The 25977-nt window shown below is 61.6% G+C and carries 20 protein-coding genes, 2 tRNA genes and 3 rRNA genes; 8 read left to right on the forward strand and 17 right to left on the reverse strand.

All coding sequences use genetic code 11. From position 1 onward, the window contains the following. Window positions 1-36: 36 nt before the first annotated feature. Both G7Y85_RS12040 and hrpB read left to right on the forward strand, forming a co-directional pair. Entirely contained in the window at window positions 37-1809 is a 1773-nt protein-coding gene (locus G7Y85_RS12040; RefSeq protein ID WP_166257147.1) for a pilus assembly protein TadG-related protein, read from the forward strand. 97 nt (window positions 1810-1906) lie between these two features. Continuing rightward, window positions 1907-4405 carry an ATP-dependent helicase HrpB gene (gene hrpB, locus G7Y85_RS12045; protein ID WP_166257909.1) on the forward strand — a complete coding sequence of 833 codons (2499 nt, stop codon included), beginning with the start codon at window positions 1907-1909 and terminating at the stop codon, window positions 4403-4405. Between the two features lie 70 nt (window positions 4406-4475). Here the strand turns inward: hrpB and rrf are convergent. The 6 genes from rrf to tyrS form a co-directional block, all read right to left on the reverse strand. Next, window positions 4476-4590 (reverse strand): 5S ribosomal RNA (rrf, locus tag G7Y85_RS12050). Between the two features lie 113 nt (window positions 4591-4703). Next, window positions 4704-7558, reverse strand: a 23S ribosomal RNA gene (locus G7Y85_RS12055). Window positions 7559-7767: 209 nt separating this feature from the next. Further along, a tRNA-Ala gene (locus G7Y85_RS12060) sits at window positions 7768-7843 on the reverse strand. 25 nt (window positions 7844-7868) lie between these two features. After that, window positions 7869-7945: transfer RNA gene (locus G7Y85_RS12065), tRNA-Ile, on the reverse strand. Between the two features lie 112 nt (window positions 7946-8057). Next, window positions 8058-9587 (reverse strand): 16S ribosomal RNA (locus G7Y85_RS12070). Together the 16S, 23S and 5S rRNA genes with 2 tRNA genes alongside form the textbook arrangement of a ribosomal RNA operon. 474 nt (window positions 9588-10061) lie before the next feature. Beyond that, window positions 10062-11246: a tyrosine--tRNA ligase gene (tyrS, locus tag G7Y85_RS12075; protein ID WP_366514966.1), complete on the reverse strand. Its 1185-nt coding sequence runs from the start codon at window positions 11244-11246 to the stop codon at window positions 10062-10064. Here tyrS and G7Y85_RS12080 point away from each other — a divergent pair. Both G7Y85_RS12080 and G7Y85_RS12085 read left to right on the forward strand, forming a co-directional pair. Continuing rightward, window positions 11142-12863: an OapA family protein gene (locus G7Y85_RS12080; RefSeq protein WP_366514967.1), complete on the forward strand. Its 1722-nt coding sequence runs from the start codon at window positions 11142-11144 to the stop codon at window positions 12861-12863. The genes tyrS and G7Y85_RS12080 overlap by 105 nt on opposite strands. Window positions 12864-12874: 11 nt before the next feature. Continuing rightward, the gene (locus tag G7Y85_RS12085) at window positions 12875-13999 is read left to right on the forward strand and encodes an anhydro-N-acetylmuramic acid kinase (protein ID WP_366514968.1); all 1125 of its coding nucleotides are present in this window, start codon (window positions 12875-12877) and stop codon (window positions 13997-13999) included. Window positions 14000-14044: 45 nt separating this feature from the next. On the opposite strand, the gene erpA is transcribed toward G7Y85_RS12085, so the two are convergent. Genes erpA through argC form a run of 4 tightly spaced genes read right to left on the reverse strand, consistent with a single transcriptional unit; the run spans window position 14045 to window position 16681 of the window. Further along, entirely contained in the window at window positions 14045-14401 is a 357-nt protein-coding gene (gene erpA / locus G7Y85_RS12090) for an iron-sulfur cluster insertion protein ErpA (protein ID WP_166257153.1), read from the reverse strand. Window positions 14402-14406: 5 nt separating this feature from the next. Further along, window positions 14407-14874 carry a bactofilin family protein gene (locus G7Y85_RS12095; protein ID WP_194241175.1) on the reverse strand — a complete coding sequence of 156 codons (468 nt, stop codon included), beginning with the start codon at window positions 14872-14874 and terminating at the stop codon, window positions 14407-14409. Beyond that, a complete protein-coding gene (locus G7Y85_RS12100; protein WP_166257156.1) occupies window positions 14858-15628 on the reverse strand; it encodes a DUF6776 family protein in 771 nt (256 codons plus the stop codon). The genes G7Y85_RS12095 and G7Y85_RS12100 overlap by 17 nt, the downstream gene beginning before the upstream one ends. 21 nt (window positions 15629-15649) lie before the next feature. Next, window positions 15650-16681 (reverse strand): N-acetyl-gamma-glutamyl-phosphate reductase, encoded by a 1032-nt coding sequence (gene argC / locus G7Y85_RS12105; RefSeq protein WP_166257159.1) that lies wholly within the window; start codon window positions 16679-16681, stop codon window positions 15650-15652. 97 nt (window positions 16682-16778) lie between these two features. Between argC and hemJ the strand changes: the two genes are divergently transcribed. Next, entirely contained in the window at window positions 16779-17198 is a 420-nt protein-coding gene (gene hemJ / locus G7Y85_RS12110) for a protoporphyrinogen oxidase HemJ (RefSeq protein ID WP_166257162.1), read from the forward strand. Between the two features lie 44 nt (window positions 17199-17242). On the opposite strand, the gene bfr is transcribed toward hemJ, so the two are convergent. The 3 genes from bfr to G7Y85_RS12125 all read right to left on the reverse strand — a co-directional run bounded on the left by bfr (window position 17243) and on the right by G7Y85_RS12125 (window position 18612). Further along, on the reverse strand, window positions 17243-17725 hold the full coding sequence (bfr, locus tag G7Y85_RS12115) for a bacterioferritin (protein ID WP_166257165.1): 483 nt from the start codon (window positions 17723-17725) through the stop codon (window positions 17243-17245). 79 nt (window positions 17726-17804) lie between these two features. Then, window positions 17805-18026, reverse strand: a complete 222-nt coding sequence (locus tag G7Y85_RS12120) for a bacterioferritin-associated ferredoxin (protein ID WP_166257168.1) — start codon at window positions 18024-18026, stop codon at window positions 17805-17807. A 73-nt stretch (window positions 18027-18099) separates the two neighbouring features. Further along, on the reverse strand, window positions 18100-18612 hold the full coding sequence (locus tag G7Y85_RS12125) for an RNA pyrophosphohydrolase (protein WP_174839771.1): 513 nt from the start codon (window positions 18610-18612) through the stop codon (window positions 18100-18102). 124 nt (window positions 18613-18736) lie between these two features. Between G7Y85_RS12125 and G7Y85_RS12130 the strand changes: the two genes are divergently transcribed. Next, the gene (locus tag G7Y85_RS12130; protein ID WP_166257171.1) at window positions 18737-19393 is read left to right on the forward strand and encodes a histidinol-phosphatase; all 657 of its coding nucleotides are present in this window, start codon (window positions 18737-18739) and stop codon (window positions 19391-19393) included. 4 nt (window positions 19394-19397) lie between these two features. Here G7Y85_RS12130 and G7Y85_RS12135 read toward each other — a convergent pair whose 3' ends face one another. Next, on the reverse strand, window positions 19398-20198 hold the full coding sequence (locus G7Y85_RS12135; protein WP_166257175.1) for an inositol monophosphatase family protein: 801 nt from the start codon (window positions 20196-20198) through the stop codon (window positions 19398-19400). 134 nt (window positions 20199-20332) lie between these two features. Between G7Y85_RS12135 and G7Y85_RS12140 the strand changes: the two genes are divergently transcribed. Beyond that, window positions 20333-20875 (forward strand): cob(I)yrinic acid a,c-diamide adenosyltransferase, encoded by a 543-nt coding sequence (locus tag G7Y85_RS12140; RefSeq protein ID WP_166257179.1) that lies wholly within the window; start codon window positions 20333-20335, stop codon window positions 20873-20875. On the opposite strand, the gene G7Y85_RS12145 is transcribed toward G7Y85_RS12140, so the two are convergent. The 3 genes from G7Y85_RS12145 to ampD are packed head-to-tail and all read right to left on the reverse strand — an operon-like array spanning window position 20856 to window position 23112. Next, window positions 20856-21683, reverse strand: a complete 828-nt coding sequence (locus G7Y85_RS12145) for a helical backbone metal receptor (protein WP_166257182.1) — start codon at window positions 21681-21683, stop codon at window positions 20856-20858. The genes G7Y85_RS12140 and G7Y85_RS12145 overlap by 20 nt on opposite strands. Further along, entirely contained in the window at window positions 21683-22546 is an 864-nt protein-coding gene (ampE, locus tag G7Y85_RS12150; protein ID WP_166257185.1) for a regulatory signaling modulator protein AmpE, read from the reverse strand. Before ampE ends, G7Y85_RS12145 begins: the two co-directional genes overlap by 1 nt. After that, window positions 22543-23112 (reverse strand): 1,6-anhydro-N-acetylmuramyl-L-alanine amidase AmpD, encoded by a 570-nt coding sequence (ampD, locus tag G7Y85_RS12155; protein WP_166257188.1) that lies wholly within the window; start codon window positions 23110-23112, stop codon window positions 22543-22545. Before ampD ends, ampE begins: the two co-directional genes overlap by 4 nt. Window positions 23113-23181: 69 nt before the next feature. Between ampD and G7Y85_RS12160 the strand changes: the two genes are divergently transcribed. Beyond that, window positions 23182-25953 carry a M16 family metallopeptidase gene (locus tag G7Y85_RS12160; RefSeq protein WP_166257191.1) on the forward strand — a complete coding sequence of 924 codons (2772 nt, stop codon included), beginning with the start codon at window positions 23182-23184 and terminating at the stop codon, window positions 25951-25953. Window positions 25954-25977 lie beyond the last annotated feature (24 nt).

Below are 25977 nucleotides of genomic sequence, written 5' to 3' on the forward strand. Positions count from 1 at the left end.
GCCATGCTGGGGCGTCGAACTTTCCGGGGGATGGGCATGCACCGCACGAGCAATCGCTATCGCAAACAGCAGGGCGCGACAGCCGTGTTCGTCGCCATCACTCTGGTGCCGCTGTTGATCGCGACGATGTTCGCGATCGAAGTCGGGCGCGTCTATTACGCACATCGTGGATTGCAGAAGCTGGCGAACCTTGCCGCATTGGATGCGGCCAGAGTCGTGAGTGGCTGTGACAGCCAGAGCCTGCCAACACAAGCAGACCTGAATGCTGCCGCTCAAACCAGCATTGCGAACAACGGTGCCACCGGCATTGTCCAGACCGTGACCGTGGAGCCGGGCGTCATCACCACCGACAAACTCGCCGGCTCGGGAAGCGGTGTCATTCGCTATCTGACCCCGGTCAGCGCAACGAATACGACCGCCATGCAGGACGCGCACGGGGTGCGCGTGACACTGACGCGAAAGTTTCCGACATCGTTGACCCCCTTCCTGTCGAAAAATGGCTCGACGATGATCGCGTCGGCCACCGCGGAGCAGCCGGCACTCGCCAGCTTTCGCCTGGGCACGACGCTGCTGACACTCGATCAAGGCGGCCTCAATCAGCTCTTGACGGCCCTGCTCGGAACCAACGTCAATCTGTCGCTGGTCGGCTACCAGGGAATCGCGCAGGCGCGTGTCAATATTGCGAACCTGATGGTCGCAGCCAACGTCACCAACGTGAACGATCTGCTCGCCCTGAAGACCAATCTGCCGGGCGCATTGAAAATCCTCGGCAATGCGCTGTCGCTGGCGAGCGATGCCACGTCGGGAACCGCCGGCGGCCTGATCAGCGGCCTGGCGACGCAAAGCTTCACCGGATCGAGCCCGGTTACCAATTATTTCGGACAGGCACTCAACGGCCTCGGAAGCGCACTGAATCCGACCGTCTCGACAACCCTGAGCGCGATCCCGTTCGTCGACGGCCTCGGTTTGCTGACCGCGCTCGGGACCACGGCCAGCAAGGGCAACACGATCCAGGTTCCGGTGACAACCACGGTGCCCGGCGTCGCCTCGCTCGGCGTGTTCCTGAAGGTGCTGCAGCCTGAACAGCCGTCCAATCTTCCCGGACGGGCAGGTTACAGTTCGTCCGGCACGCCGTTCACGACCGCGTCGTCGTCGCAGATCGTGACGCAGATACGGATTCTGCTGAACGGCATCGATCTCGGAATCATTTCACTGGCGAATGTTCGCCTGGCCATTGATGTACAGGCGGCCAATGGCAATTCGATACTGACACGCGTCAGTTGTCCATACGCTGGCAATCCGGCGAGCGCCACGATTCAGACCACTGCGTCGCTGTTGACGGCGACCGTCGGCACGTTCAGCGGTTCCGCTACCGCACAACCGGTCAACGGGCCATCGTCAGGCGCCGTGATCACCGCCGTCAACATCCCCCTAGTCCTCAGCCTGAGCATCACGACAACCGTCGGCACGCGAACCTTTGGCACGACGGTGACCCAGACCGGCTCCGGCCCCACGTTCCCGGTGGCGCTGCCTACGATCTCCAGCGCCCAGAACCTGACTACAGTCGTCAGTTCGCTGCTGTCATCCAATCTGAGTATCACGCTGAACGTGCTCGGCCTTCCGATCAGTCTTTCTGTCGGCAACATTCTTTCGGCCATTTTGACTCCGGTCGTGTCGCTGCTCGACGGCGTGCTCGACCCGCTACTCAACGCACTGGGCGTCAAGACCGGCGTTGCCGGCGTCACGCTCGATTCCATCACGACCGCGCAGCCACAAATCGTGACGACGGCATTGCCGGCAGGGCAATAGCGCCGCTCGGCTTCCGCGCCGCGTGGCAATTCCAGGCCGAGTCGGGGCGGGCCGGTGTTTGTAGAATGTGCGGCCGCATTTCCAGCCGCGATCACCCATGCGCCCGCCTCTGCCGCCGCTGCCGGTTCTCGAAAGTGTCCGCGCAATCCGCGAGGCGCTTGCCGGAAAAGGGTGTGCGGTTCTGTCTGCCCCCCCTGGTTCCGGCAAGACGACGCTGGTGCCGCTGACGCTGCTCGACGAACCGTGGCTGGCTGGCAAGACGATCATCATGCTGGAACCGCGCAGGGTCGCAGCACGCGCGGCGGCACGGCGAATGGCGTCACTGCTGGGTGAGGGCGTTGGTGAAACCGTCGGCTATCAAATTCGCTTTGAGCGCCGCATCTCGAATGGAACGCGGATCGAGGTCATTACCGAAGGCTTGTTGACGCGACGCCTGCAGGCCGACGCCGAGCTTCCCGGCGTCGGCCTGGTGGTCTTCGATGAATTTCACGAACGCAGCCTGGACACCGATCTTGCCTTGGCCTTGACGCTCGACATGCGCGCCACGCTCAGGCCGGAGCTTCGTGTGCTGGTGATGTCGGCCACGCTCGACACCGACCGTGTGCGCATGCTGCTCGACGACGCCCCCCTGATCGAAAGCGGCGGCCGTCTGTTTCCCGTCGATATCCGCTACGGCTCATCTGCCGCATCGAGCAACGCACACGGAGAAGCCGTGGCGGCCGGTGCGCTGCGTGCTTTTGCCGAGACGGGCAAGGACATTCTCTGCTTTCTGCCGGGTGCGCGCGAGATCCGCACGGCACATGGCCGGCTCGCGGAGCGCCTGTCCGGACAAGCCGTGATCCGGCCGCTGTACGGCGAGCTCGCTTCCGACGAGCAGGATCTGGCCCTGCGGCCCGACGCTGACGGACGGCGAAAGATCATCCTTGCAACCAATATTGCGCAGACCAGCCTCACCGTCGAAGGCGTTGATACCGTCGTCGACGGTGGCCTCGTTCGGGTTGCACGCTTTGATCTCAGTGCCGGTGCCAACCGACTCGAAACCCTGAACGTCTCACGTGCTTCTGCCGACCAGCGTGCCGGTCGCGCGGGACGACTCGGGCCCGGCGTCTGCTACCGCCTGTGGACGCGCGATCAGCACACCGGTTTGCAGGCACACGACCAGGCCGAGATGGGATCGGTTGACCTGAGCCGTTTTGCATTGGAGCTGTTTGCCTGGGGCGCGCCCCGCCCCGACGTTCTGCGCTTTCTCGATCAGCCGACACCGGCGCACTGGCGCTATGCAGTGGATCTCCTGCTCGAAATCGGCGCGGTCTCGCCAGACGCTCGCATCACGGAACACGGCAGAGCGCTGCTGCGTTTGCCGGCGATTCCGCGCATTGCGCACATGCTGCTGACCGCCAAAGACGCCGGCATCGGCAATACGGCGGCCTGGACTGCCGCCGCGCTGGAGGAGCGTGACGCGTCCGGCCGTCGTGATCTCGCGGAATTCATGCGGCAGCTCGCGCAGGGCAGGGCGGACGCTGCACAAGTCCGTCGCGCGGCAGAGTCTGCGCGCCAGTTCCTGCGCGCGGCGGAAATGGGCACGGCCGGTGGATTGTCGCCCGAAGACGTGGACGTCGCACGCTGTGTGGCCTGGGCCTACCCGGAACGCATCGCGATGCGTCGCGACGGCCTCCGCGAAAGACAGGAAACCGCATTTCTCTGCGCCGACGGCGTCGAAGCGCGAATCGACGAACGGGATCCCGCCGCCGTTTCGGAATGGCTCGCCATTGCGCACTGGGATCCCGGCCCACCACGCCGCATACGCTCCGCGATCGCGCTGACGCGCGACGAGGTGCTGCGCGATCAACATCATCGCCTGCAGTGGCAAGACGTGGTCCGCTGGAGCGACAAGGACGAGATGGTCGTTGCCGAACAGCAGCGCCGTCTCGGGGCCATCGTCGTCGAGCGCAGACCGCTGTCGATTCATCAAGCCGGCCCCGCGATCACGGCTGCCATGCTCGAGGGCTTGCGTTCGATCGGCATACAGGCCTTGCCGTGGACTGGCGCCGCACGTCAGTTGCAAGCCCGTGTCGAGTCGCTCCGCCAGTGGCGCCGCGATGAGGACTGGCCGGACTTCAGCGACGAAGGGCTCTGGCAAAGTCTGGATCTGTGGCTCGCGCCGAGCCTCGCCGGCATCTCGCGCCGCGACCATCTCTCACGACTCGACGTGGCGGCGCTGCTCGACGCGCAGCTGACATACGATCAGCAACAGCGCTTGAACAAGCTGGCCCCCACGCATCTCGTGGCTCCGACCGGCTCGCGCATTCAACTGGAATATCGGCCACCTGAACCGCCGAATCTGGCAGTCAAGCTTCAGGAGATGTTTGGCTGCCAGGAGACGCCGACAATCAATGCAGGTCGTACGAAAGTGGTCCTGCATCTGCTGTCGCCGGCGCAACGGCCGCTTGCGATCACTCAAGATCTGGGCGGCTTCTGGCAGAACAGCTATGCCGACGTGCGCAAAGACCTGCGCGGTCGCTATCCGCGTCACCCATGGCCTGAAGATCCGGCGACGGCCGTCCCCAGCAGACGCGTCAAACCTCGCGGCCAGTAAGTCCCGGCTGCGCAATCGCGAACGACAAAAAACCCCGATGCTCGCGCATCGGGGTTCGTTGTGTTTAAGACCCTGGCAGTGTCCTACTCTCACATGGCAGCTGCCACACTATCATCGGCGCTGAGTCGTTTCACTTCCGTGTTCGGGATGGGAACGGGTGGTTCCAACTCGCTATGGCCGCCAGGGAAACTGGCTGACAAAACGCGCATCTGCGCGTTTCATCGAATTCGGTTTGTAGTTGAACACTGAAGCATTTCAATGCCTCAGATACGTAACGGTAAAAATGCTTGAGCGTTATATGATCAAGCCGCACGGGCAATTAGTACGCGTTAGCTGCACTCATTACTGAGCTTCCACATCGCGCCTATCAACCTTGTGGTCTACAAGGGCCCTTCAGGGGACTCAAGTCCCGCGAGATCTCATCTCAAGGTGGGCTTCCCGCTTAGATGCTTTCAGCGATTATCCCGTCCGTATATAGCTACCCAGCGATGCCACTGGCGTGACAACTGGAACACCAGAGATACGTTCCACCCGGTCCTCTCGTACTAAGGTGAACTCCTTTCAAATCTCGAACGCCCACGGCAGATAGGGACCGAACTGTCTCACGACGTTCTGAACCCAGCTCGCGTACCACTTTAATCGGCGAACAGCCGAACCCTTGGGACCGACTACAGCCCCAGGATGTGATGAGCCGACATCGAGGTGCCAAACACTGCCGTCGATATGGACTCTTGGGCAGTATCAGCCTGTTATCCCCGGAGTACCTTTTATCCGTTGAGCGATGGCCCTTCCATACAGAACCACCGGATCACTTAGACCTACTTTCGTACCTGCTCGACTTGTTTGTCTCGCAGTCAAGCTAGCTTATGCCTATGCACTCAAAAGCGCGATTTCCGACCGCGCTGAGCTAACCTTCGCACTCCTCCGTTACTCTTTGGGAGGAGACCGCCCCAGTCAAACTACCCACCATACAATGTCCCTGTCCCGGATAACGGGACGAGGTTAGAACTTCAAGTTTATCAGGGTGGTATTTCAAGGTTGGCTCCACCACAGCTAGCGCCATGGTTTCAAAGCCTCCCACCTATCCTACACAAACAAACTCAAAGTCCAGTGTAAAGTTATAGTAAAGGTTCACGGGGTCTTTCCGTCTTGCCGCGGGAACACTGCATCGTCACAGCGATTTTAATTTCACTGAGCCTCGGATGGAGACAGTGGAGCCATCGTTACACCATTCGTGCAGGTCGGAACTTACCCGACAAGGAATTTCGCTACCTTAGGACCGTTATAGTTACGGCCGCCGTTTACTGGGGCTTCGATCAAGAGCTTCGCCTTGCGGCTGACCCCATCAATTAACCTTCCAGCACCGGGCAGGTGTCAGACCCTATACGTCCACTTTCGTGTTTGCAGAGTCCTGTGTTTTTGATAAACAGTCTCAGCTCCCTCTTCACTGCGGCCCGCTTGCGCGGGCGTGCCTTCTCCCGAAGTTACGGCACTAATTTGCCGAGTTCCTTCATCCGAGTTGTCTCAAACGCCTTAGGATACTCTCCTCGCCCACCTGTGTCGGTTTAGGGTACGGATTCTTGGTGCCTGAAGCTTAGAGGTTTTTCTTGGAAGCGGGGTATCAGGTACTTCGCCGCAAAAGCGGCTCGTCATCACCTTTCAGAATTGACCTCCCGGATTTGCCTAAGAGATCTTCCTACGGGCTTAAACTGCCATCCAACAGACAGCCACCCTAACCTTCTCCGTCACCCCATCGCAGCACCAACAAGTGCAGGAATATTAACCTGCTTTCCATCGACTACGCCTCTCGGCCTCGCCTTAGGATCCGACTCACCCAGCGCCGATTACCGTTGCGCTGGAAACCTTGGGCTTACGGCGAACGGGTTTTTCACCCGTATTGTCGTTACTCATGTCAGCATTCGCACTTCTGATACCTCCAGCAAACCTTACAGTTCACCTTCACAGGCTTACAGAACGCTCCTCTACCACGCACATTGCTGTGCATCCGCAGCTTCGGTACACCGCTTGAGCCCCGTTACATCTTCCGCGCGGGCCGACTCGACCAGTGAGCTATTACGCTTTCTTTAAATGATGGCTGCTTCTAAGCCAACATCCTGGCTGTCTTAGCCTTCCCACATCGTTCACCACTTAGCGGTAATTTTGGGACCTTAGCTGGCGGTCAGGGCTGTTTCCCTTTTCACGATGAAATTTAGCTCCCACCGTGTGTCTCCCGTGCTGAACTTGCAGGTATTCGGAGTTTGCAACAGTTGGGTAGGAACTTGTGTTCCCCCCAGACCGTAACAGTGCTCTACCCCCTACAGTTATACACGAGGCGCTACCTAAATAGCTTTCGAGGAGAACCAGCTATCACCCGCCTTGATTAGCCTTTCACTCCTATCCACAGCTCATCACCGTCTTTTTCAACAGACGTGTGTTCGGACCTCCATTGTGTGTTACCACAACTTCATCCTGGCCATGGATAGATCGACGGGTTTCGGGTCTACTCCCAGCAACTAATCGCCCTATTAAGACTCGGTTTCCCTACGGCTCCCCTATACGGTTAGCCTTGCTACTGAGAAGTAAGTCGCTGACCCATTATACAAAAGGTACGCCGTCACCCTTGCGGGCTCCGACTACTTGTACGCATCCGGTTTCAGGTTCTATTTCACTCCCCTCTCCGGGGTTCTTTTCGCCTTTCCCTCACGGTACTGGTTCACTATCGGTCGACAACGAGTATTTAGCCTTGGAGGATGGTCCCCCCATATTCAGACAAGGTTTCACGTGCCTCGCCTTACTCGATTTCATTCTCTACGCCTTTTCGCATACGGGGCTATCACCCACTATGGCCGGCCTTTCCAGACCGCTTTGCTAAAGCGTAAAAAACTTAAGGGCTGCTCCGCGTTCGCTCGCCACTACTTGCGGAATCTCGGTTGATTTCTTTTCCTTCAGGTACTTAGATGTTTCAGTTCCCTGAGTTCGCTTCCGCAACCTATGTATTCAGTTACGGATACCGCCGAAGCGGTGGGTTGCCCCATTCGGAAATCCGCGGGTCAAAGCTTGTTTGTCAGCTCGCCGCGGCTTATCGCAGACTACTACGTCCTTCATCGCCTGTTGTCGCCAAGGCATCCACCAGATGCGCTTATTCACTTGATCATATAACCTCAAACATTCTTTCGAATGACGAAGTTACGACCTCGACAATCTCTTACATTCGCCGTTAAGCACCTTTGGCATTGATTCAACCAGCTTTCGCCAATTGACTAATGATTACAGTGTTCAACTACAAAACCGTATTGTTAAAGAACAGATCCACTAATCGTGGATTCGGGAAAACATTCACGAGAATGCTTTCCTGAATCGCGTGGTGGAGCCAGTCGGGATCGAACCGACGACCCCCTGCTTGCAAAGCAGGTGCTCTCCCAGCTGAGCTATGGCCCCGGATACCCGAACGAACTGCTCAAAGTGGTGGGTCTGGCTGGATTTGAACCAGCGACCCCACGCTTATCAAGCGTGTGCTCTGACCAGCTGAGCTACAGACCCCCAGGTTGAAACATACCTGACTCGGGCAGAGCTGACGCTCTCGCGCAGCTCTCGATTGTTCTAGCAAGTGACTTGTGTTGGATGCTCCCGTAGCGCTTAAGAAGCGTACTTGAAAGGAGGTGATCCAGCCGCAGGTTCCCCTACGGCTACCTTGTTACGACTTCACCCCAGTCATCGGCCACACCGTGGTAAGCGCCCTCCTTGCGGTTAGACTACCTACTTCTGGTGCAACAGACTTCCATGGTGTGACGGGCGGTGTGTACAAGGCCCGGGAACGTATTCACCGCCGCAAATGCTGATCGGCGATTACTAGCGATTCCGACTTCATGAGGTCGAGTTGCAGACCTCAATCCGGACTACGAACAGCTTTTTGGGATTAGCTCCACCTTGCGGTTTGGCGACCCTCTGTACTGCCCATTGTAGTACGTGTGTAGCCCTGGGCATAAGGGCCATGATGACTTGACGTCATCCCCACCTTCCTCCAGTTTGTCACTGGCGGTCCCTTTAGAGTGCTCAACTAAATGGTGGCAACTAAAGGCAAGGGTTGCGCTCGTTGCGGGACTTAACCCAACATCTCACGACACGAGCTGACGACAGCCATGCAGCACCTGTGTCTAGGTTCCCTTGCGGGCACTCCCTCATCTCTGAAGGATTCCTAGCATGTCAAGCCCAGGTAAGGTTCTTCGCGTTGCATCGAATTAAACCACATACTCCACCGCTTGTGCGGGCCCCCGTCAATTCCTTTGAGTTTCAACCTTGCGGCCGTACTCCCCAGGCGGAGAACTTATCGCGTTAGCTACGACACCGACTTGCAGAGCAAACCGACGTCAAGTTCTCATCGTTTACGGCGTGGACTACCAGGGTATCTAATCCTGTTTGATCCCCACGCTTTCGTGTCTCAGTGTCAGTACAGGCCCAGGTGGCTGCCTTCGCCATTGATGTTCCTTCCGATATCTACGCATTTCACCGCTACACCGGAAATTCCACCACCCTCTACCGTACTCTAGTCATTCAGTCTCGGAAGCAGTTCCCAGGTTGAGCCCAGGGATTTCACAACCGACTTGAATAACCACCTACACACGCTTTACGCCCAGTAAATCCGATTAACGCTCGCACCCTCTGTATTACCGCGGCTGCTGGCACAGAGTTAGCCGGTGCTTATTCTTCAGGTACCGTCAAGACTTCACGTATTAGGTGAAATTTTTTCTTCCCTGCTTAAAGTGCTTTACAACCCGAAGGCCTTCTTCACACACGCGGCATTGCTGGATCAGGCTTGCGCCCATTGTCCAATATTCCCCACTGCTGCCTCCCGTAGGAGTCTGGACCGTGTCTCAGTTCCAGTGTGACTGATCGTCCTCTCAGACCAGTTACTGATCGTCGCCTTGGTGGGCTATTACCCCGCCAACTAGCTAATCAGACGTAGGCTTCTCTTAGAGTGCAAGGCCTTGCGGTCCCCTGCTTTGGTCTTTCGACATCATGCGGTATTACTCCAAGTTTCCCTGGGCTATCCCCCGCTCTAAGGCAAATTCCTACGTATTCCTCACCCGTCCGCCACTAGGTGTATTGCTACACCTCGTTCGACTTGCATGTGTTAGGCATGCCGCCAGCGTTCAATCTGAGCCAGGATCAAACTCTCCACTTTAAAGGTGTAAAGCTAGATCCAAAAATGCCTCGACGTGGCTAAACGTCTTCGGCATCGAAGAGTGATCTTCGCTCGCTCAAAATAAATTGGCTTACGTTGATACTCTCGTGTTGCGTTGGCTTCGCCACGCACACGGGAGCACCCACACAAATCACTTGCTTGTTCTTAAAGATCAGGCTGTTCGGGCTTCGCTTTTTGCGTCGGCGCCGTGCAGCGGGGAGGCGAATAATAGGGGTTTTCAGAATCGGGTCAACGACTTTTTGCGGGTCATTTATCAAGTCAATGAATTGAAACGTTTTTTAGTTTGAAACAGATACCGCGAATGGGGCGTGATGCGCTGGAATTGATTGATTTATAGCCAAATTTCGGTGATTTTTTGACCCCGCTGCGCGACTGCCACGATCCGAATCGAACCGCTCGCCGGCGACAGGCGCAAAAAAGGCGGGGAATCCCCGCCTCTTCGTCACCATTCGTTCAGACCTGCTGGTCACCACCGACAACCGGCTCGACGCGAGCGTACCTTCGGGAACCGACCTGCAGCAGATACTGCCGGCCGGGCAGCAGCAACAGGCCGCGATCCTCTACCCGCTCCTGGTCGACCCTGACCGCGCGCTGTTCGATCATGCGATTGCCTTCGGCGTTGCTGGACACAAGGCCCGCCTCCCTCAGCGCCCGCGCGATCGCCAAGCCGCCCTCGGCCGCGATCCCGATGCGGATTTCCGGGATGTCGTCCGGCAGCGCACCCCGCGAGAACTGTGCGACGAAGGCGGCTTGCGCCGCGTCACCGGCCTGCGTCCCGTGAAAGCGGCTGACGATCTCGACACCCAGCTGCATCTTGATGTCGCGCGGATTGGCACCGTCGGCGACCGCCGCTCGCAGATGGGCGATCTCCGCCAACGGCCGAAACGACAGCAGGTCGTAATAGCGCCACATCAAGGTGTCTGACACCGACATGAGCTTGCCGAACATTTCGCCCGGGGCGTCGTTGACGCCGACGTAGTTGCCAAGACTCTTGGACATCTTCTGGACGCCGTCGAGTCCTTCGAGAATGGGCACGGTCAGGATGCATTGCGGCTTTTGCCCGGCAGCGGACTGCAGATGCCGCCCGACCAGCAAGTTGAATTTCTGATCGGTACCGCCCAGCTCGACGTCTGCCTGCAAGGCCACCGAGTCGTAGCCCTGCAGCAACGGGTACAGAAATTCGTGCACCGCGATGGGCTGGCCACCGGCATAGCGCTTGGCAAAATCGTCCCGTTCCAGCATCCGCGCGACGGTATGCTGCGCCGACAGACGAATCATTCCCTCGGCGCCCAGCTTGTCCAGCCAGTGCGAGTTGAACGCGATCGTGGTCCGTTCCGGGTCCAGGATCTTGAACACCTGCTCACGATAAGTTCTTGCGTTTTCCTCGACTTGCTCTCGAGTCAGAGGCTTTCGCGTCTCATTCTTGCCGGTCGGGTCGCCGATCATTCCGGTGAAGTCACCGATCAGGAAGATCGCTTCATGCCCAGCTTCCTGAAAGGCACGCAATTTGTTTAGCAATAGCGTGTGGCCAAGATGAAGATCTTTGGCTGTCGGGTCGAAACCGGCCTTGACCCGCAGACGACGACCTTCCCGGCGAGCTTGAGCAAGCCGGGCGCGAAATTCCTCTGCAGGAATGATCTCTTCGGTGCCGCGTTCGATTTCGGTGAAGTCCATAGACGGCGGAGGCTGAGCGATGTCGGGAAAAATGGAAGGAAAGTCGGGCAAGCTGTCGCTTGCAATGCCCTGGAAACTATGTTTCCTTTACACCTTCAAGCGGCACACAAATTAATACGGCGACAGCACCGCGTCGCTGCTGGACCGCGCGACACAGCGCGGCCTGAACATGTATTTCGGGTTGAGAAGATGAAGATTGATTATAGCCCAGCCGAACTGGCACCCCGCCGTTCGGCTCGCCGCTCCGTATGGCTTGCCACCGCCTGCATTACCGTGCTGTCCGTCGTGGCCATGCGCGAAGGCATCGCGACCCGCCACAGCGCGCTGCAGGATGCTGCCGGCAACGAGGTCGCCTCGGCATTCACGCCAACCACGGAAAATGCCTTTGACGCTGCCGTGCAGGGCGCAGCGGCTGACGACAGTCTGGCGACACCGGCTCCGAGCGAATGGACGACGGTCGTCGTTCGCCCCCGGCAAACGCTTTCGGACATCTTCGCCGAAGAAGGCCTCGGCTTCTCGGACGCAATGGCGATCGCCAATCTCGGCGGCGACGCCTCGCAGCTGAAGACGCTGCGGCCCGGCGAGAAGATCAGCCTGCGAAAGACCGATGACGACGATCTCGACGAACTGAACTACGAGATCGATGACACGCACACACTGCAGGTTCGCCGCACCGATTCCGGGTTTGATGCCGTCACGATCGAAGCCGAGATCGAGCGCCGTCCGACCCAGCTGACCGGCACGATCACCAGCTCACTGTTTGCCGCAGCGCAGAAGGCCGGCCTTTCGAATCGTCTGGTGATGGAGATGGCAGACATCTTCGGCTATGACATCGACTTCGCTCTCGACCTTCGCGACGGCGACCGCTTCTCGGTGGTCTACGACCAGCTCTACAAGGACGGCAAGAAGCTCAAGGACGGCGACATCGTCGCAGCCGAGTTCATCAACCAGGGGCACACGTATCGCGCGATGCGTTACGTCGACGCCGACGGCAATGCCACCTACTACACCCCGGATGGCAATTCGCTGCGCAAGGCCTTCATCCGTACACCGGTCGCGTTCACGCGCATCAGCTCCGGCTTCACGACCGGTCGCCTGCATCCGATCCTGAATGTCATTCGCGCACACAAGGGCGTCGATTACGCAGCACCGATCGGCACCCCGGTCAAAGCCACCGGCGACGGCATCATCGAGTTCGCAGGCGTGCAGCACGGCTACGGTAATGTCGTCGTGATCCGCCATGGTCCGAAGTACTCGACGCTCTACGGGCATTTGTCGCGCTTCCGCAAGGGTCTGAAGGTCGGCGCTCGCGTCCGCCAGGGACAGGTCATCGCTTATGTCGGCATGACGGGTCTGGCGACCGGGCCGCATCTTCATTACGAATTCCGCATCAACGGCGTGCACCAGAATCCGGTGACCGTCGCCCTGCCACGTGCCAATCCGCTGCCGCACAGTGTGGTGGCCAGCTGGCGGGCCGCCAATGCCGACGTTCTGGCTCGTCTTGACGCCGTCTCGAACTCGCGCACCGCGATGGCCGACCCGAACGCAGCAACCGTACCACCGCCGGCGCTGCACGACTGATCGGCAGCGTGGTGCCCGGCACCCTCTGCATCGGCTTGATGTCGGGCACCAGCATCGACGCGATCGATGCCGTGCTCTGCGAATTTGATGAGGAGGGTCGCCCGCGCGGCGTGCTCGGCACTCATAGCGCACCCTATCCGGACGCCCTGCGACTGGAGCTGCTGGACCTGCAGCGGCGACCGGACGGGGCGATAACGCTTCGCGATTTCGCGCGGCTTGACGGGGCTGTCGGGGACCGTTTCGCCCTCGCCGCAAATGCCTTGTTGCGGAAGCTGCAAGTTACCCCGGAACGCATTTGCGCCATCGGCTCGCACGGCCAGACTGTCTTCCACGATCCGAACGGCATATCGACCAGTCTGCAGATCGGCGACCCGAACCGGATCGCCGCGCAAACCGGCATCCTGACCGTCAGCGACTTCCGGCGTGCCGACATGGCGCGTGGCGGCCAGGGTGCACCCCTGGTTCCTGCATTTCACCACGCCGTATTCGCCGCGAGCGAGCACGCGCGAGTGGTACTCAATATCGGCGGCATCGCCAATCTGACGATCCTTCCCGGCCTCCACGGTGAAGCGGCGAGCGGCTTCGATACTGGACCGGGCAACGCCCTGCTCGACGAATGGATTCAGCGCTGCAAAGGTGAAGCCTACGATCGCGACGGGCAGTGGGCAGCATCCGGCCAGGTACTGGCGCCGCTGCTGTCGGCCTGCCTGACCGATCCTTATTTCGCCGCGGCAGCCCCCAAAAGCACCGGTCGCGACCACTTCAATCTCGACTGGCTGTTCGCCCGTTTTCCGGGGCTCGCCGCGTGCGCGGCCCACGACGTGCAGCGTACGCTGCTGGAGCTGAGCATCGAGAGCATTGGCAGAGCGATCGAGTTGATCGCACGTCCCGGAACGATCGAACTGTTCGTGTGTGGCGGCGGCGCCCGCAATGCCCGCATGATGGCCGGTCTGGCCACGCGCCTGCCAAGAATGCAGGTGCGAACCACTGAACACCTGGGCGTCGATCCGGCCTGGGTCGAAGCCAGCGCCTTTGCCTGGCTGGCCTGGCAGACCGTACATGGCCGCCCCGGCAATCTGCCTGCGGTCACTGGTGCCAGCCGTGCCGCCGTGCTCGGCGGCCTGTACAAAGTCTAGGGAGAAGGGCGGCCAGCCGGTCCGGCTCGACGCAGACCGGCGCCCTTACACCGAGAACGAGTTGCCGCAGCCGCAGGTCGTCGATGCGTTGGGATTGCGTATCACGAATTGAGCGCCTTCGACACTTTCCTTGTAGTCGATCTCGGCGCCCATCAGATACTGCACACTCATCGGATCAACGAGCAGGGTGACGCCATTGCGGGTCACGACGGTGTCGTCCTCTTCCTGACTCTTGTCGAACTTGAAACCGTACTGGAAGCCGGAGCAGCCGCCGCCAGTGACGAAAACACGCAGCTTCTGCTCGCGATCATCCTCGTCGTCCAGCAGCTCGCGGACCTTGTCCGCGGCCGCCGCCGTGAAGATCACCGTTGCTTCCTGCTCGACCGTTTCGACATCCGCCATGACACTTATCCGTTGGTGAACCCTTTCACGCGCCGGGCCTCGCTCAGCTCGTCGAACTCGCTGCCGCCCGATGCAAGATCAAGCGGCTGCGCCAGCGACGGATTGGCTTCATGCACCAGTTGCCCGTTGACCTGCGCGCCGCCTTCCATTTCGATGATCTTGTAGTACACGTTGCCGATCACGCGGGCCTTTGCCGCGAGCGTGATTTTTTCCGACGCGTGCACATCGCCGATCACCGTCCCGTTCAGCACGATATGGGGCACGCGCACGTCACCTTCAATAGCGCCGCTCTCGCTGACCGACAGCGAGGACGACTTCTCGCTGGACGTCAGCACCTTGCCCTTGATCTTGCCGTCGACATGCAGGCCGCCGGAAAAACGCACATCGCCGAGAACTTCCGTCTGTCGTCCGATCAGGGTATCCACGCTGGTGCTCGCCGTTGTGCCTTTCGTAACGTTATTGCCGAACTTCATGAGTTTCCACCCCGTGGTCGATGATGCGTTGCCATTCGAAACCTTCCTCGGTTTGCGGCGCGCCGTCCGATGCAGGAATCAGGCTGACGACGACCCTCTGCGGCACGAAACCTTCTGGCAACTGGAACTGACCGCTGAATTCTTCAAAGTACTTCAGGGAAAATAGCAGATTCTTGGCAGCATCAGGGGCGATGTCGCTCAGCGCCAGTTTGCGCACCGTCGCGCCACTATGCCCGGCGATCGCGATCTCGATGCGACCGCCAACCCGTTTTTCCTGGCGAACGGACTGAATCAGCGTCAGAAAGAATCGGTAGCTGTTCCTCGCGCTGGTCACCCTCGTCAGATGAATTTCCTGCACGCGGACGCCGGCTCGCGCCTGGTCCGGCGCCGCAATACCGCGATAGAACGCCACCTGCTCGCGCAGTTCGGAGGTTTCCGCCTGCAGGTCGGTCAGCGACTTGCGCACCGTGTCGCAAGCCTGCGAATCGATTTCGGTCGAACGTTTGGTGTAGACCACCTGCGCCTTGAGCTGCTCGATTTCGGCATGTGCGGCGCGCAGATCATGCGAAAGCTGCCGCCGATCCGCACGCAGCCGCTCCACTTCCGTCTGCGTGCGTTCGAAATCGCTGACCGTCGTCGCCCGCGTGAAGCTGTACAACGCCCAGGCGCCAAGCGCCAGCGCACCGGTGATGGCAGCAATCAACGCCGGCCTCAACCACGGCCGATGCCGATGAATGACGATCTTGTGCTGCATCGGTCCGTGTCGGCGCCAGGCTTAGGGCGCCAGCGGCAGCGCCTGCAGTCCAGCCTGCTCGTCGAGGCCGAACATCAGGTTGAAATTCTGCACCGCCTGCCCCGAGGCGCCCTTGACCAGATTGTCGATCACCGACAGGACGATCACCGTCCTGCGATCCGGTGCAAGGTGAACCGCGATCCGGCAGGTGTTGCCGCCGCGCACGCCGCGCGTCTCGGGGTGATCCCCGGCGGGCGCGACATCGACGAACGGCTCGCTCGCGTAGCGCTGTTCGAACAAGGCCTGCAGGTCGACTCCAGGCGTGGTCAGCCGCGCGTAAAGCGTCGCGTGTATCCCGCGCACCAGTGGCAGCAGATGCGGCACGAAACTCAAAGCGACCGGCTTTTTTGCAATGTCGGCGAGACCCTGTTCGATTTCCGGCAGGTGCCGGTGACCGGCGACGCCATACGCCTTGAACGAATCGGAGACCTCGCTGAAGAGTGAGCCCACTTTCGCCTCGCGGCCGGCACCGCTGACGCCGGACTTGCAGTCGGCAACAATGCCTTCGAACTCGATCACGCCCGCTTCCAGCAATGGCAGCAAGCCGAGTTGCACGGCCGTCGGATAGCAGCCCGGATTGCCGACCACACGCGCCTTGCGAATCGCGTCCCGGTGTACTTCGGGCAGCCCGTAGACCGCTTCGTCCAGCATGGACGCCGCGCTGTGATCAAGTTTGTACCACTGCTTGAAGACGCCACGATCGCGCAAGCGAAAATCAGCCGACAGATCGACGACCTTGACTCCCTTGTCGACCAGCGATGGCGCCATCTCCATAGCGGTGCCATGCGGGGTCGCAAAAAAAACGGCATCGCAGCGTGCCAGCGCAGCCGCATCCGGTTCGCTGAAGCTCAGATCGCAGTGTCCGCGCAGATGCGGGAACAGCGCGTCGGCGCGCTGCCCGGCCTCCTTGCGGGATGTCAGCAAGCTCACTTCAGCCTGCGGATGCTGCGCAAAAAGCCGCAGGAGTTCGGCGCCGGTGTAACCCGTGCCGCCGACAATACCGACCTTGATCATGGTGCGCCTGTCATGTCGTCAATCGCTTGGGGCGGCGATAATAGGCCGATCCGCCGCAAACGCAAACGCGGTCTGCCGTTGTCAACCGGTCCCTGCCATGCTCTGGTTAAAAGCGCTGCACATTTTCTTCGTCGTCGCCTGGTTTGTCGGCTTGTTCTACCTGCCACGCCTGTTCGTGTACCACGTCGATGTCGTCGAACAGAGTGCACATCAGCGATTCTGCGTGATGGAGCGCCGCCTCTACACGATGACGACGATCGGCATGATCGGCACCTGGATTTTCGGTCTGGCGACGCTGATGGCCGCCCCGGAGATCTACATGAAGTCCGGCTGGCTGCATGCCAAGCTGCTGCTCGTCGTGCTGCTGTCGGGCTATCACGGCTGGCTGAAGACGCGGCTGCGGGCATTCGCCGAGCAGCGCAACAGCAAATCGGAACGCTTCTATCGGGTGATGAACGAGGTTCCGACCGTGTTGCTGCTGGCGATCATCATCCTGGTTGTCGTCAAGCCATTCTGAGCCGCGGAAAAGCCCCGCACCGCGGGGCTTTTCCGGCCCGGCGTTCACGAGCCGCCGATTTCGCCCATGCTCGATTGCAGATAATTCTGCTCGCCCAGCTTCTCGATCAGGCCGAGCTGCTCCTCGATCCAGTCGATGTGTTCCTCTTCGCTCTTCTGGATATCGACCAGCAACGCCCGCGTCACGTAGTCGCCGACCGATTCACAGTACGCGATCGCATCCCGATAGATCGGGTGCGCTTCCTTTTCGCGCTTGAGATCGCACTCGAGCACTTCCTTGACATCCTCGCCGATATACAGCTTGCCGAGATCCTGCAGATTCGGCAGCCCCTCGAGAAACAGGATGCGCGCGATCAACCTGTCCGCGTGCTTCATTTCGTCGATCGATTCGTCGTATTCGTGCTTTTCCAGCCGCTTGAAGCCCCAGTGCCCGAGCATGCGGGCGTGCAGGAAGTACTGGTTGATCGATGTCAGCTCGTTCTTGAGCCCGAGATTGAGAAATTCGAGGACCTTGGGATCGCCGCGCATGTCAAATCTCCGTTTTCTGGACGAATGCCAGTATAGGGATGGACAAAACGCTGCGGCGAAAAATGGCGGGCGCCGCCATTCAGGCGGCCTGATGCGCCTCGACAGCCGCTGCAAACGCCGACAGGCTGCGGGCCGACGCGAGCGTTTCGCCGAGCAGTTCCCGGGCTTGCGGCACGCACTTGCCGCAGCACGTGCCGACACCATGCAATCGCGCCAACTCGCGCAGACTGGTCACGCCGTCCTCGCGCACGGCGCGGCGAATCTGGCGATCGGAAACCGCTTTGCAGACGCAGACGAACATGGCCGCATCCTAGAACTTAATGAGAATCCCTGTCAACTGGATAGAACTCTCGTTCTCGAATGCAATGCGCGATTCAGCCGTCGCGAGGTTCAGCACGCCGCTTCGGTCCCTGCATGACCGACAACAGCGGTGCCAGTTCCCGCAACGCCGCGTTGTAAACCTCCCGCTTGAAATCGACGACCTCGTCGAGCGGTAGCCAGTAATCGACCCAACGCCAGCCGTCGAATTCCGGCTTGTCGCAGGCATCGAGCTTGATCGCCGCTTCAGCGGCCGTGAGTCGCAAGGCAAACCATTTCTGCTTCTGGCCGACGCAGACCCGACCGCGGGAACGACGCAGGTAACGCTGTGGCAGGCGGTAGCGCAACCAGCCGGACGTAACGCCCAGTATCTGCACATCTTCCGGACTCAGGCCCAGCTCTTCGTTGAGTTCGCGGAACAGGGCCTGCTCGGGCCGCTCGCCGCGCTGGATGCCGCCCTGCGGGAATTGCCAGGCCTGCTGGCCGATTCGCTTGGCCCACAGCAGCTGACCGTCTGCATTGCACAGGACAATGCCGACATTCGGACGAAAACCATCGGCGTCAATCACTTGGGATGACAGGTGAACAAGGTTTGAAATGATTGTTTCACAGCCATGGCGCGTCCAGCAACGCGAGCCGGGACACCGCTGCTATTCTTCGCGACCTTTTGCTCGCAACCGTTCCTGAATCGCCATGCGCCGCCTCGCCGTCTTCGATCTCGATCACACCCTGCTCGCCGACGACAGCGATCATCTCTGGGGCTGCTGGATGGTGGAGCAAGGGCTCGTCGATCGCGACCGCTACGCGCGCGAGAACGAGCGCTTCTACGGTCTCTATTCGGCCGGCACGCTCGACATCCACGAATACGCCGCGTTCAGCATGCAGGTGCTCGTCGAGCAACCGCCGGCCAGGATGCTGGCGCTGCGCGAGCGCTTTGTTGCCGAACGGATCGCACCGATCGTCGCGCCCGGCACGCCCGCACTGCTCGAGCGGCATCGTGCGCAAGGCGATGTGCTGCTGATCACCAGCGCGACCAATCGCTTCATCACCGAACCGATCGCGGCGCTGCTGGGCATCGACCACCTGCTCGCCACTGATCCCGAACAGCGGAATGGCCGCTACACCGGCAGGATCGCCGGCATTCCGAATTTCCAGGGGGGTAAGGTGCACCGTCTGCGCGAGTGGCTGGCCTCGCAGGCGCCACCATTCGATCACCTGACGGCCTACAGTGACTCGCGCAACGATATTCCGCTGCTCGAAGAAGCGCACACGGCGATTGCCGTCGACCCGGATCCGGTGCTGCGTGCCACCGCCGGAGCGCGCGGCTGGCAGATCATCAGCCTGCGCTGACCGATCAGGCCAGTGCGAGTCCGGCGAAGGCGTCGTGCAGGCGACCATTGGTTGCCAGGACGGTACGCGTATCAAGCGTCAGCTCGCCGCCGTTGAGATCGCTGAAGCGGCCGCCCGCCTCGCGCACGATCACCGCCAATGCAGCAATGTCGAGGATGTTGACGTCGGATTCCACGACCGCATCGAGCTTGCCGGCCGCCAGATAGTGATAGTGCACGAAGTCACCGTATCCGCGAATGCGGTGCAGCTGCGGAATCAGGCGGCCGAGTTCCGACCATTGCGGTGATCGCGCAAGCGTCGCGATATTGCCGGTCGACAGCGTCGCCTTGTCGAGCCGTTCCGTCTGCGAGACGTTCAGCCGCTCGAACTCGGCAAGCGGCGTCTCGAGCAGGCCGCGCCAGGCCCCTGCATCCTGCTCGGCCCACGCGATCTCGCCCAGACCCTCGTTCCAGCACGGTGCGCAGGACAGACCGAATACCAGCTTGCCGCGCCGCATCAGCGCGATCTGCACCGAGAAGATCGGATAGCCGCGAACGAACGCCTTGGTGCCGTCGATCGGATCGACCAGCCACAGATGCTCGGCATCCGCATGGTCCTTGCCGGTCTCCTCGCCGTAGAAACCGTAGTCCGGAAATGCGGTACCGAGCGCCGCCTTGATGGCGTGTTCGGCGGCGATGTCCACCTCGGTCACCGGACTCGCGTCGGCCTTGTAATCGACCTGGAAGTTGCCGCGATACGCCTTGCGGATGATGTCGGTGGCGGCGCGGGCGGCTTGCAGCGCGGCGCTCAGGTGCGGACTGGCCATCGTCTGGACTCCATAAGGGGTGCGCATGATAGCTGCGCCGCGGCGGCAATCGAAGCGTCGCGGCCTGCCCGGCTTGCGAACGCCGCAGTCCGCCGCGATAGTGCCGAGCCCGCCACCATCACCGGAATCCACGCATGGGGAACCGACTCAGCAAGATCGTCACACGGACCGGCGACGCCGGCACCACCGGCCTCGCCACCGGCGATCGCGTTGCCAAGACGCACCCGCGCGTCGCCGCCATGGGCGATCTTGACGAGCTGAATTCCCATCTCGGCGTGCTGCTCGCGCAGCCGTTGCCGGAGCGCTTCCGTGACGCACTGGGCGTCGTCCAGCATCGCCTGTTCGACGTCGGCGGCGAACTGGCGATGCCCGGCCACGTCGCCATCGCCGACCGGCACGTCGAGCAGCTGGAAAGCTGGGCCGAGGCCTTCAATGCCGATCTGCCGCCGCTCAAGGAATTCGTGCTGCCGGGCGGCAGTGCGGTCGCCGCGCAGGCTCATCTGACGCGTGCCGTCGCACGTCGCGCCGAACGCAGTCTGTGGAACGTGCACGCCGAGACGCCGCTGAACCCGGCGGCGCTGCGCTATCTGAATCGTCTGTCCGACCTGATGTTCATCATCGGCCGCCTGCTGGCGCGAGCGGATGGCGGCGCCGAAGTCACCTGGCGCCACGCCTGACGCGATCGAGTCCGGCGCAGAGTTCGGCAATGCCGTCGAGCACGCGCGGCGACTGTCGCGTCAGTGCGTTCGCATCGACCGTCACCTGTCGCGCCGGATCGGCTGCGCGCGCCGGCGCCAGCCGCGCCCAGTAGGCCGCCATGCCGCGCCTGTCTTCGTCGCTCGTGTAGACGACGACGTCCGGATCGGCGGCAAGCACCGCCTCGGGGCTGACAATCGCCGACAGCGAAGGCAAGGACGCGAACACGTTGTCGGCGCCGCAGAGATCGAGCGCAGCGCTGATCGGGCTGTCGCCGTTGACGGTATACGCGGGCCCGGTTTCGATCTGATAGAACGCCCGCAGCCGTGGACGATCCCGATAGCGGGCACGCAGAGCGTCGAGCCGCCTGCGATAGTCCGCGGCCGCCGCCTCACCATCCGCCGCGTGTCCAAGCTCCGCGCCCAGGCTTTCCAGCGCAGGCGCGATCTCGTCGAGATCGCGAATCGCGATGCTCTCGACCGGCAGGCCAAGCTCGCGCAACCGCGCAATCGTGGTTGCCGGCGTGCCGCCATCCCAGGCCAGTATTCGCGTCGGCTGCAGCGCCAGAACCGCTTCGGCGTTGATCGCCATGGCGCTGCCGACCTGAGGCAGGCCGGCCGCTTGCGGCGGCGCGTCGGTATAGGCGACGACGCCGACCAGGTCCGTACACGCATGAACTGCGCAGACCAGTTCCGCCAGATGCGGCGCAAGCGTGACGATGCGCTCCCGCGCCCAAGCCGCGTTGGCACATCCCAGCAGCAGCATCGCCGCCACCAGCCGCCGTGTCATCAGAACATGCCACCGGTCGCGAATATGGCAAACAGCGCCAGCAGGATCAGCAGGGCACGCCACTGCATGCGCAGCACTTCGCGCAGCGCCGAGCCGAGATTGACGGCCTCGGTCGCACCGTCGGCGCTCTCGACCCGCAGGGACGCCACGGAAATTTCTGCGAGCAAGGCCCAGGTATGCGAGCGCCAGCCATGCTGCGGCTGCCGCAGCAAGCCGCGCCAGGCCAGCATCGCGTCGTCGAGACTGCCGGCAAGACCATAGAGCAGTGTCGTGACGCGCACCGGCACCCAGGCCAGCAGACTGTGCAACCAGTCCGCCGTGATCTCGGCCATCGAAGCCGGCGCCGTCTCGCGCATCAGCCGCGGCAGGCGGCTGGCAATGCGGTAGGCAACCGCTCCGGCCGGACCGAAGATGAAGAAGAACAACAGCACGCCGAACAGCTTTTCGTGCGACTGGATGAACAGCGTGCCCATCAGCGAGCGATGGCTTTCGTCCGGCTGCGGGCCGCGCTGCAAATTCCGCGCGATCTGCTGCACGCGCGCGATGTCCCCGGCTTCACGTGCCGCCAGCAGATCGTGCACGTCTTCGGCCAGATCGCGAGGGCCGAGACACAGCAGCAGGACGGCCGCGGACGCAAACAGCGCGAGCAGCGGACTCCAGATCTGGCCGTAGGCCCACCAGACCAGCGCGACTGGTGCGGCGACCACTGCCAGTGGCAACAGCGGTGATGCCCAGATCACCGCCGGGACCAGGGCGCGCAGCATGCGCATCAGTGACAGAAAGATCACCGGCCGCCCCCAGCCAGGAGCGTGGCCAAGCACTCGCTCGAGTCCGAGCGCGATCAGAATGCCGATCAAGGTCATGCGCGTGAGTGTGCAGGAGCCGACAGCGCAGCGCGATAGCGGAGCCAGTCGAAATGCGGGCCCGGATCGGTCTTGCGGCCGGGCGCGATGTCGGAATGGCCGGCAATGCGCTCCGGACGCAGCCGCGGAAAGTGCTGCAGCAACTGTCGCGTGACCGTCACCAGCCGCTGGTACTGCCGCTTGGTGAACGGTCGATCGTCGCAGCCTTCCAGCTCGATGCCGATCGAGAAATCATTGCAACGTTCACGTCCGCCGAAGCTGGACACGCCGGCATGCCAGGCACGCGCCGACAACGGCACGTATTGCGTCAGGCGGCCGCGCCGATCGATCAGCAGATGCGAGGACACGCGCAGCGCGTGAATGCCGACGAAGTACGGATGCGCCGCCGGATCCAGCGCGTTGGTGAACAGCTGGTCGATGTAGGGGCCGCCAAAACGCCCCGGCGGCAGGGAGATGTTGTGAATCACCAGCAGCGAGATGTCGCGCACATCGGGGCGGGCATCGCAGTTCGGCGACCGGCAGACGCGCACGCCCCGCAGCCAGCCGTCGGCAGCGATCACCGGCATGGAACCTTTGCGTTGCACAGGCGTCTGTTCAATCATCGCTTCGTTCCGCTTACTGCTTTCGGGGATTCAATGAAACGTCTCGTCCTGGCCGCCTGCGCCGCAGTCGCGTTGCTGGCGGTCGTCGCGCCGGTCGCCGCCGACACCGATGCATCGGCCTTTGGTGATGTCCGCATCCCTTATCAGCGCTTCGTCCTGTCGAATGGCCTGACGCTCATTATCCACGAGGATCACAAGGCGCCGGTGGTTGCGGTGAATGTGTGGTACCACGTCGGCAGCAAGGATGAGCCGGCCGGCCTGCATGGCTTTGCGCATCTGTTCGAGCACCTGATGTTCAACGGTTCCGAGAACTACAACGACGAGTTTTTCCGGCCGCTCGAACCGGCCGGTGCCACCAAGATGAACGGCACCACCGCTTACGACCGCACCAATTACTTCGAGAATGTGCCGACCAGCGCGCTCGACCGCACACTGTGGCTGGAATCCGATCGCATGGGGCATCTGGTCGGCGCGATCGACCAGGCGCGGCTCGACGAACAGCGTGGCGTCGTCCTCAACGAGAAACGTCAGCGCGAAAACGAGCCCTACGGCAAGGTGGACGACTTCATCGCCCGCGAAACCTACCCGGTCAGCCATCCGTACTCGTGGACACCGATCGGGTCGGAGAAGGATCTGAACGCGGCCTCGCTGACCGACGTCAAGAACTGGTTCAAGACACACTACGGCGCCGCCAACGCGGTACTGGTGATCGCCGGCGATGTCGACACCGCGGCGGTCAGGAAAAAGGTCGAGCTCTACTTCGGAGACATTCCGTCGGGTCCGCCGCTCGAGCACCAGGGCGCCTGGGTAGCCAAGATGCATGGCGTCAAGCGCGCGACGATCCAGGATCGTGTCCCGCAGGCCCGTATCGATGAAGTCTGGAATATCCCCGGCTTCTGCGATCCCGAAGCCAACCAGCTGTCACTCGCGGCAGCGGTGCTCGGCGACGGCAAGAACAGCCGCTTGTACAAGCGTCTGGTGTATCAGGACCAGAGCGCGACCGACGTCCAGGTTGATGTCGCTCCGACTGAAATCGGTTCGCAGTTCAGTGTTTCGGCCACCGTCAGGCCGGGCGGCGATCCGTCCGCCGTCGAGCGGGCGATCGATGACGAAATGCAACGCTTCCTGCGCGATGGCCCGACAGCGACGGAGCTGACGCGCGTCAAGACCGCGGTATTCGCCTCGGCGATCCGCGGTCTGGAACGCATCGACGGCTTCGGCGGCAAGTCCGCCCAGCTCGCCGAGTACCAGGTCTATTGCGGAACGCCGGAACGCTACACCGAGGAATTGCAGGAAGTGCGTGACGCCACCCCGAAGAGCCTGCGCGACACCGCGCGCAAGTGGCTGGACGACGGCGTCTTCAAGCTGGAAGTCGATCCCTTCCCGGACTATCAGGCCGCGAGCAGCGGCGCCGATCGTTCGCATCTGCCCGCGCTCGGCAAGCCGCCAGCGCTGACACTGCCGCCACTTCAGCATGCGACGCTGTCGAACGGCATGAAGATCGCCCTGGCGGAACGACATGATGCGCCGGTCGTCCAGTTCAGCCTGATCGCCGACGCCGGCTACGCCGCCGATGCCGACGTCAAGGCCGGCACCGCGAAGCTGACCCTGAACATGCTCGACGAAGGTGCAGGAAAATATGACGCCCTGGCGCTGGCCGCCGCCGAGGACGATATCGGCGCCGAGATCAGCAGCGGCTCTTCGCTCGACACCTCGTTCATCGATCTCGATGCGCTGAAGGCCAAATTGCAGCCGAGCCTGGCCTTGTATGCGGACGTGATCCTGCACCCGAACTTCCCGGCTGCGGAGCTCGAACGCGAAAGGAAGATGCAGCTCGCCGCGATCGAGCAGGAAAAAGCGCAGGCGGTCGGCATCGCGCGGCGGCTCTATACGAGGCTGTTGTACGGCGAGCAGCACCCGTACGCGAATCCGGCGTCCGGCAGCGGCACGCCGGCGAGCGTCGCCAGCCTGCAGGTCGATGATCTGCGGGCCTTCTACCATCGCTGGCTGCGACCGGACAACGCGACATTACTGATCGTCGGCGACACCAGCATGGCCGAGATCCGGCCCCTGCTCGAAAAGCAGTTCGGCAGCTGGCACGCACCGGACACGCCGCTGCCGCACAAGGATCTGGCGACCGTGGCACTGCCGAGCGCGCCACGCCTCGTTCTGATCAACAAGACCGGCGCCGAGCAGTCGCTGATCATGGCCGCTGAACTCGCGCCGCCGAAATCCGATCCGGACGATCTGGCGATGCAGCTGGCGGCAACCACGCTGGGCGGCAACTTCGTCTCGCGCCTCAACATGAATCTGCGCGAGGACAAGCACTGGAGCTATGGCGCGTTTGCGGCCATCGGCGGCGCCAAGGCGCAGCGTCCGTTCTTCGCTTATGCACCGGTGCAGACCGACAAGACTGCCGAATCGATGACGCAGATCGACCAGGAGCTCGAAGATGCCCTCGGCAAGAAGCCCGTGACGCCGGCCGAGCTCGACTTCGCACGTGACAGCGTGGTGCTGTCGCTGCCCGGCGACAACGAAACGGCATCCGGATTGGCCGCCTCGTACACCACGGTGCTGACCTACGGTCTGCCGGACAGCTACTGGAACGACATCGTGCCGAAGTCCGAGGCGCTGGACGTGCAAGCCGTCAACGCCGCGATGCACAAGCTCCTGCACCCGCAGGCGCTGACCTGGATCGTGGTCGGCGATCTGGCGAAGATCGAAGCACCTGTCCGCAAACTTGCGCCCAGCCTCGGCATCTCCGACATCAGCGTGCTCGACGCCGACGGCGTGCGCCTGCGCTGACGATCGCGTCACGCGCAAACGACA

Origin of the sequence: Solimonas terrae (genome assembly GCF_011067135.1) — a bacterium.
In the GTDB taxonomy this organism is placed as follows: Bacteria; Pseudomonadota; Gammaproteobacteria; order Nevskiales; family Nevskiaceae; genus Solimonas; species Solimonas terrae.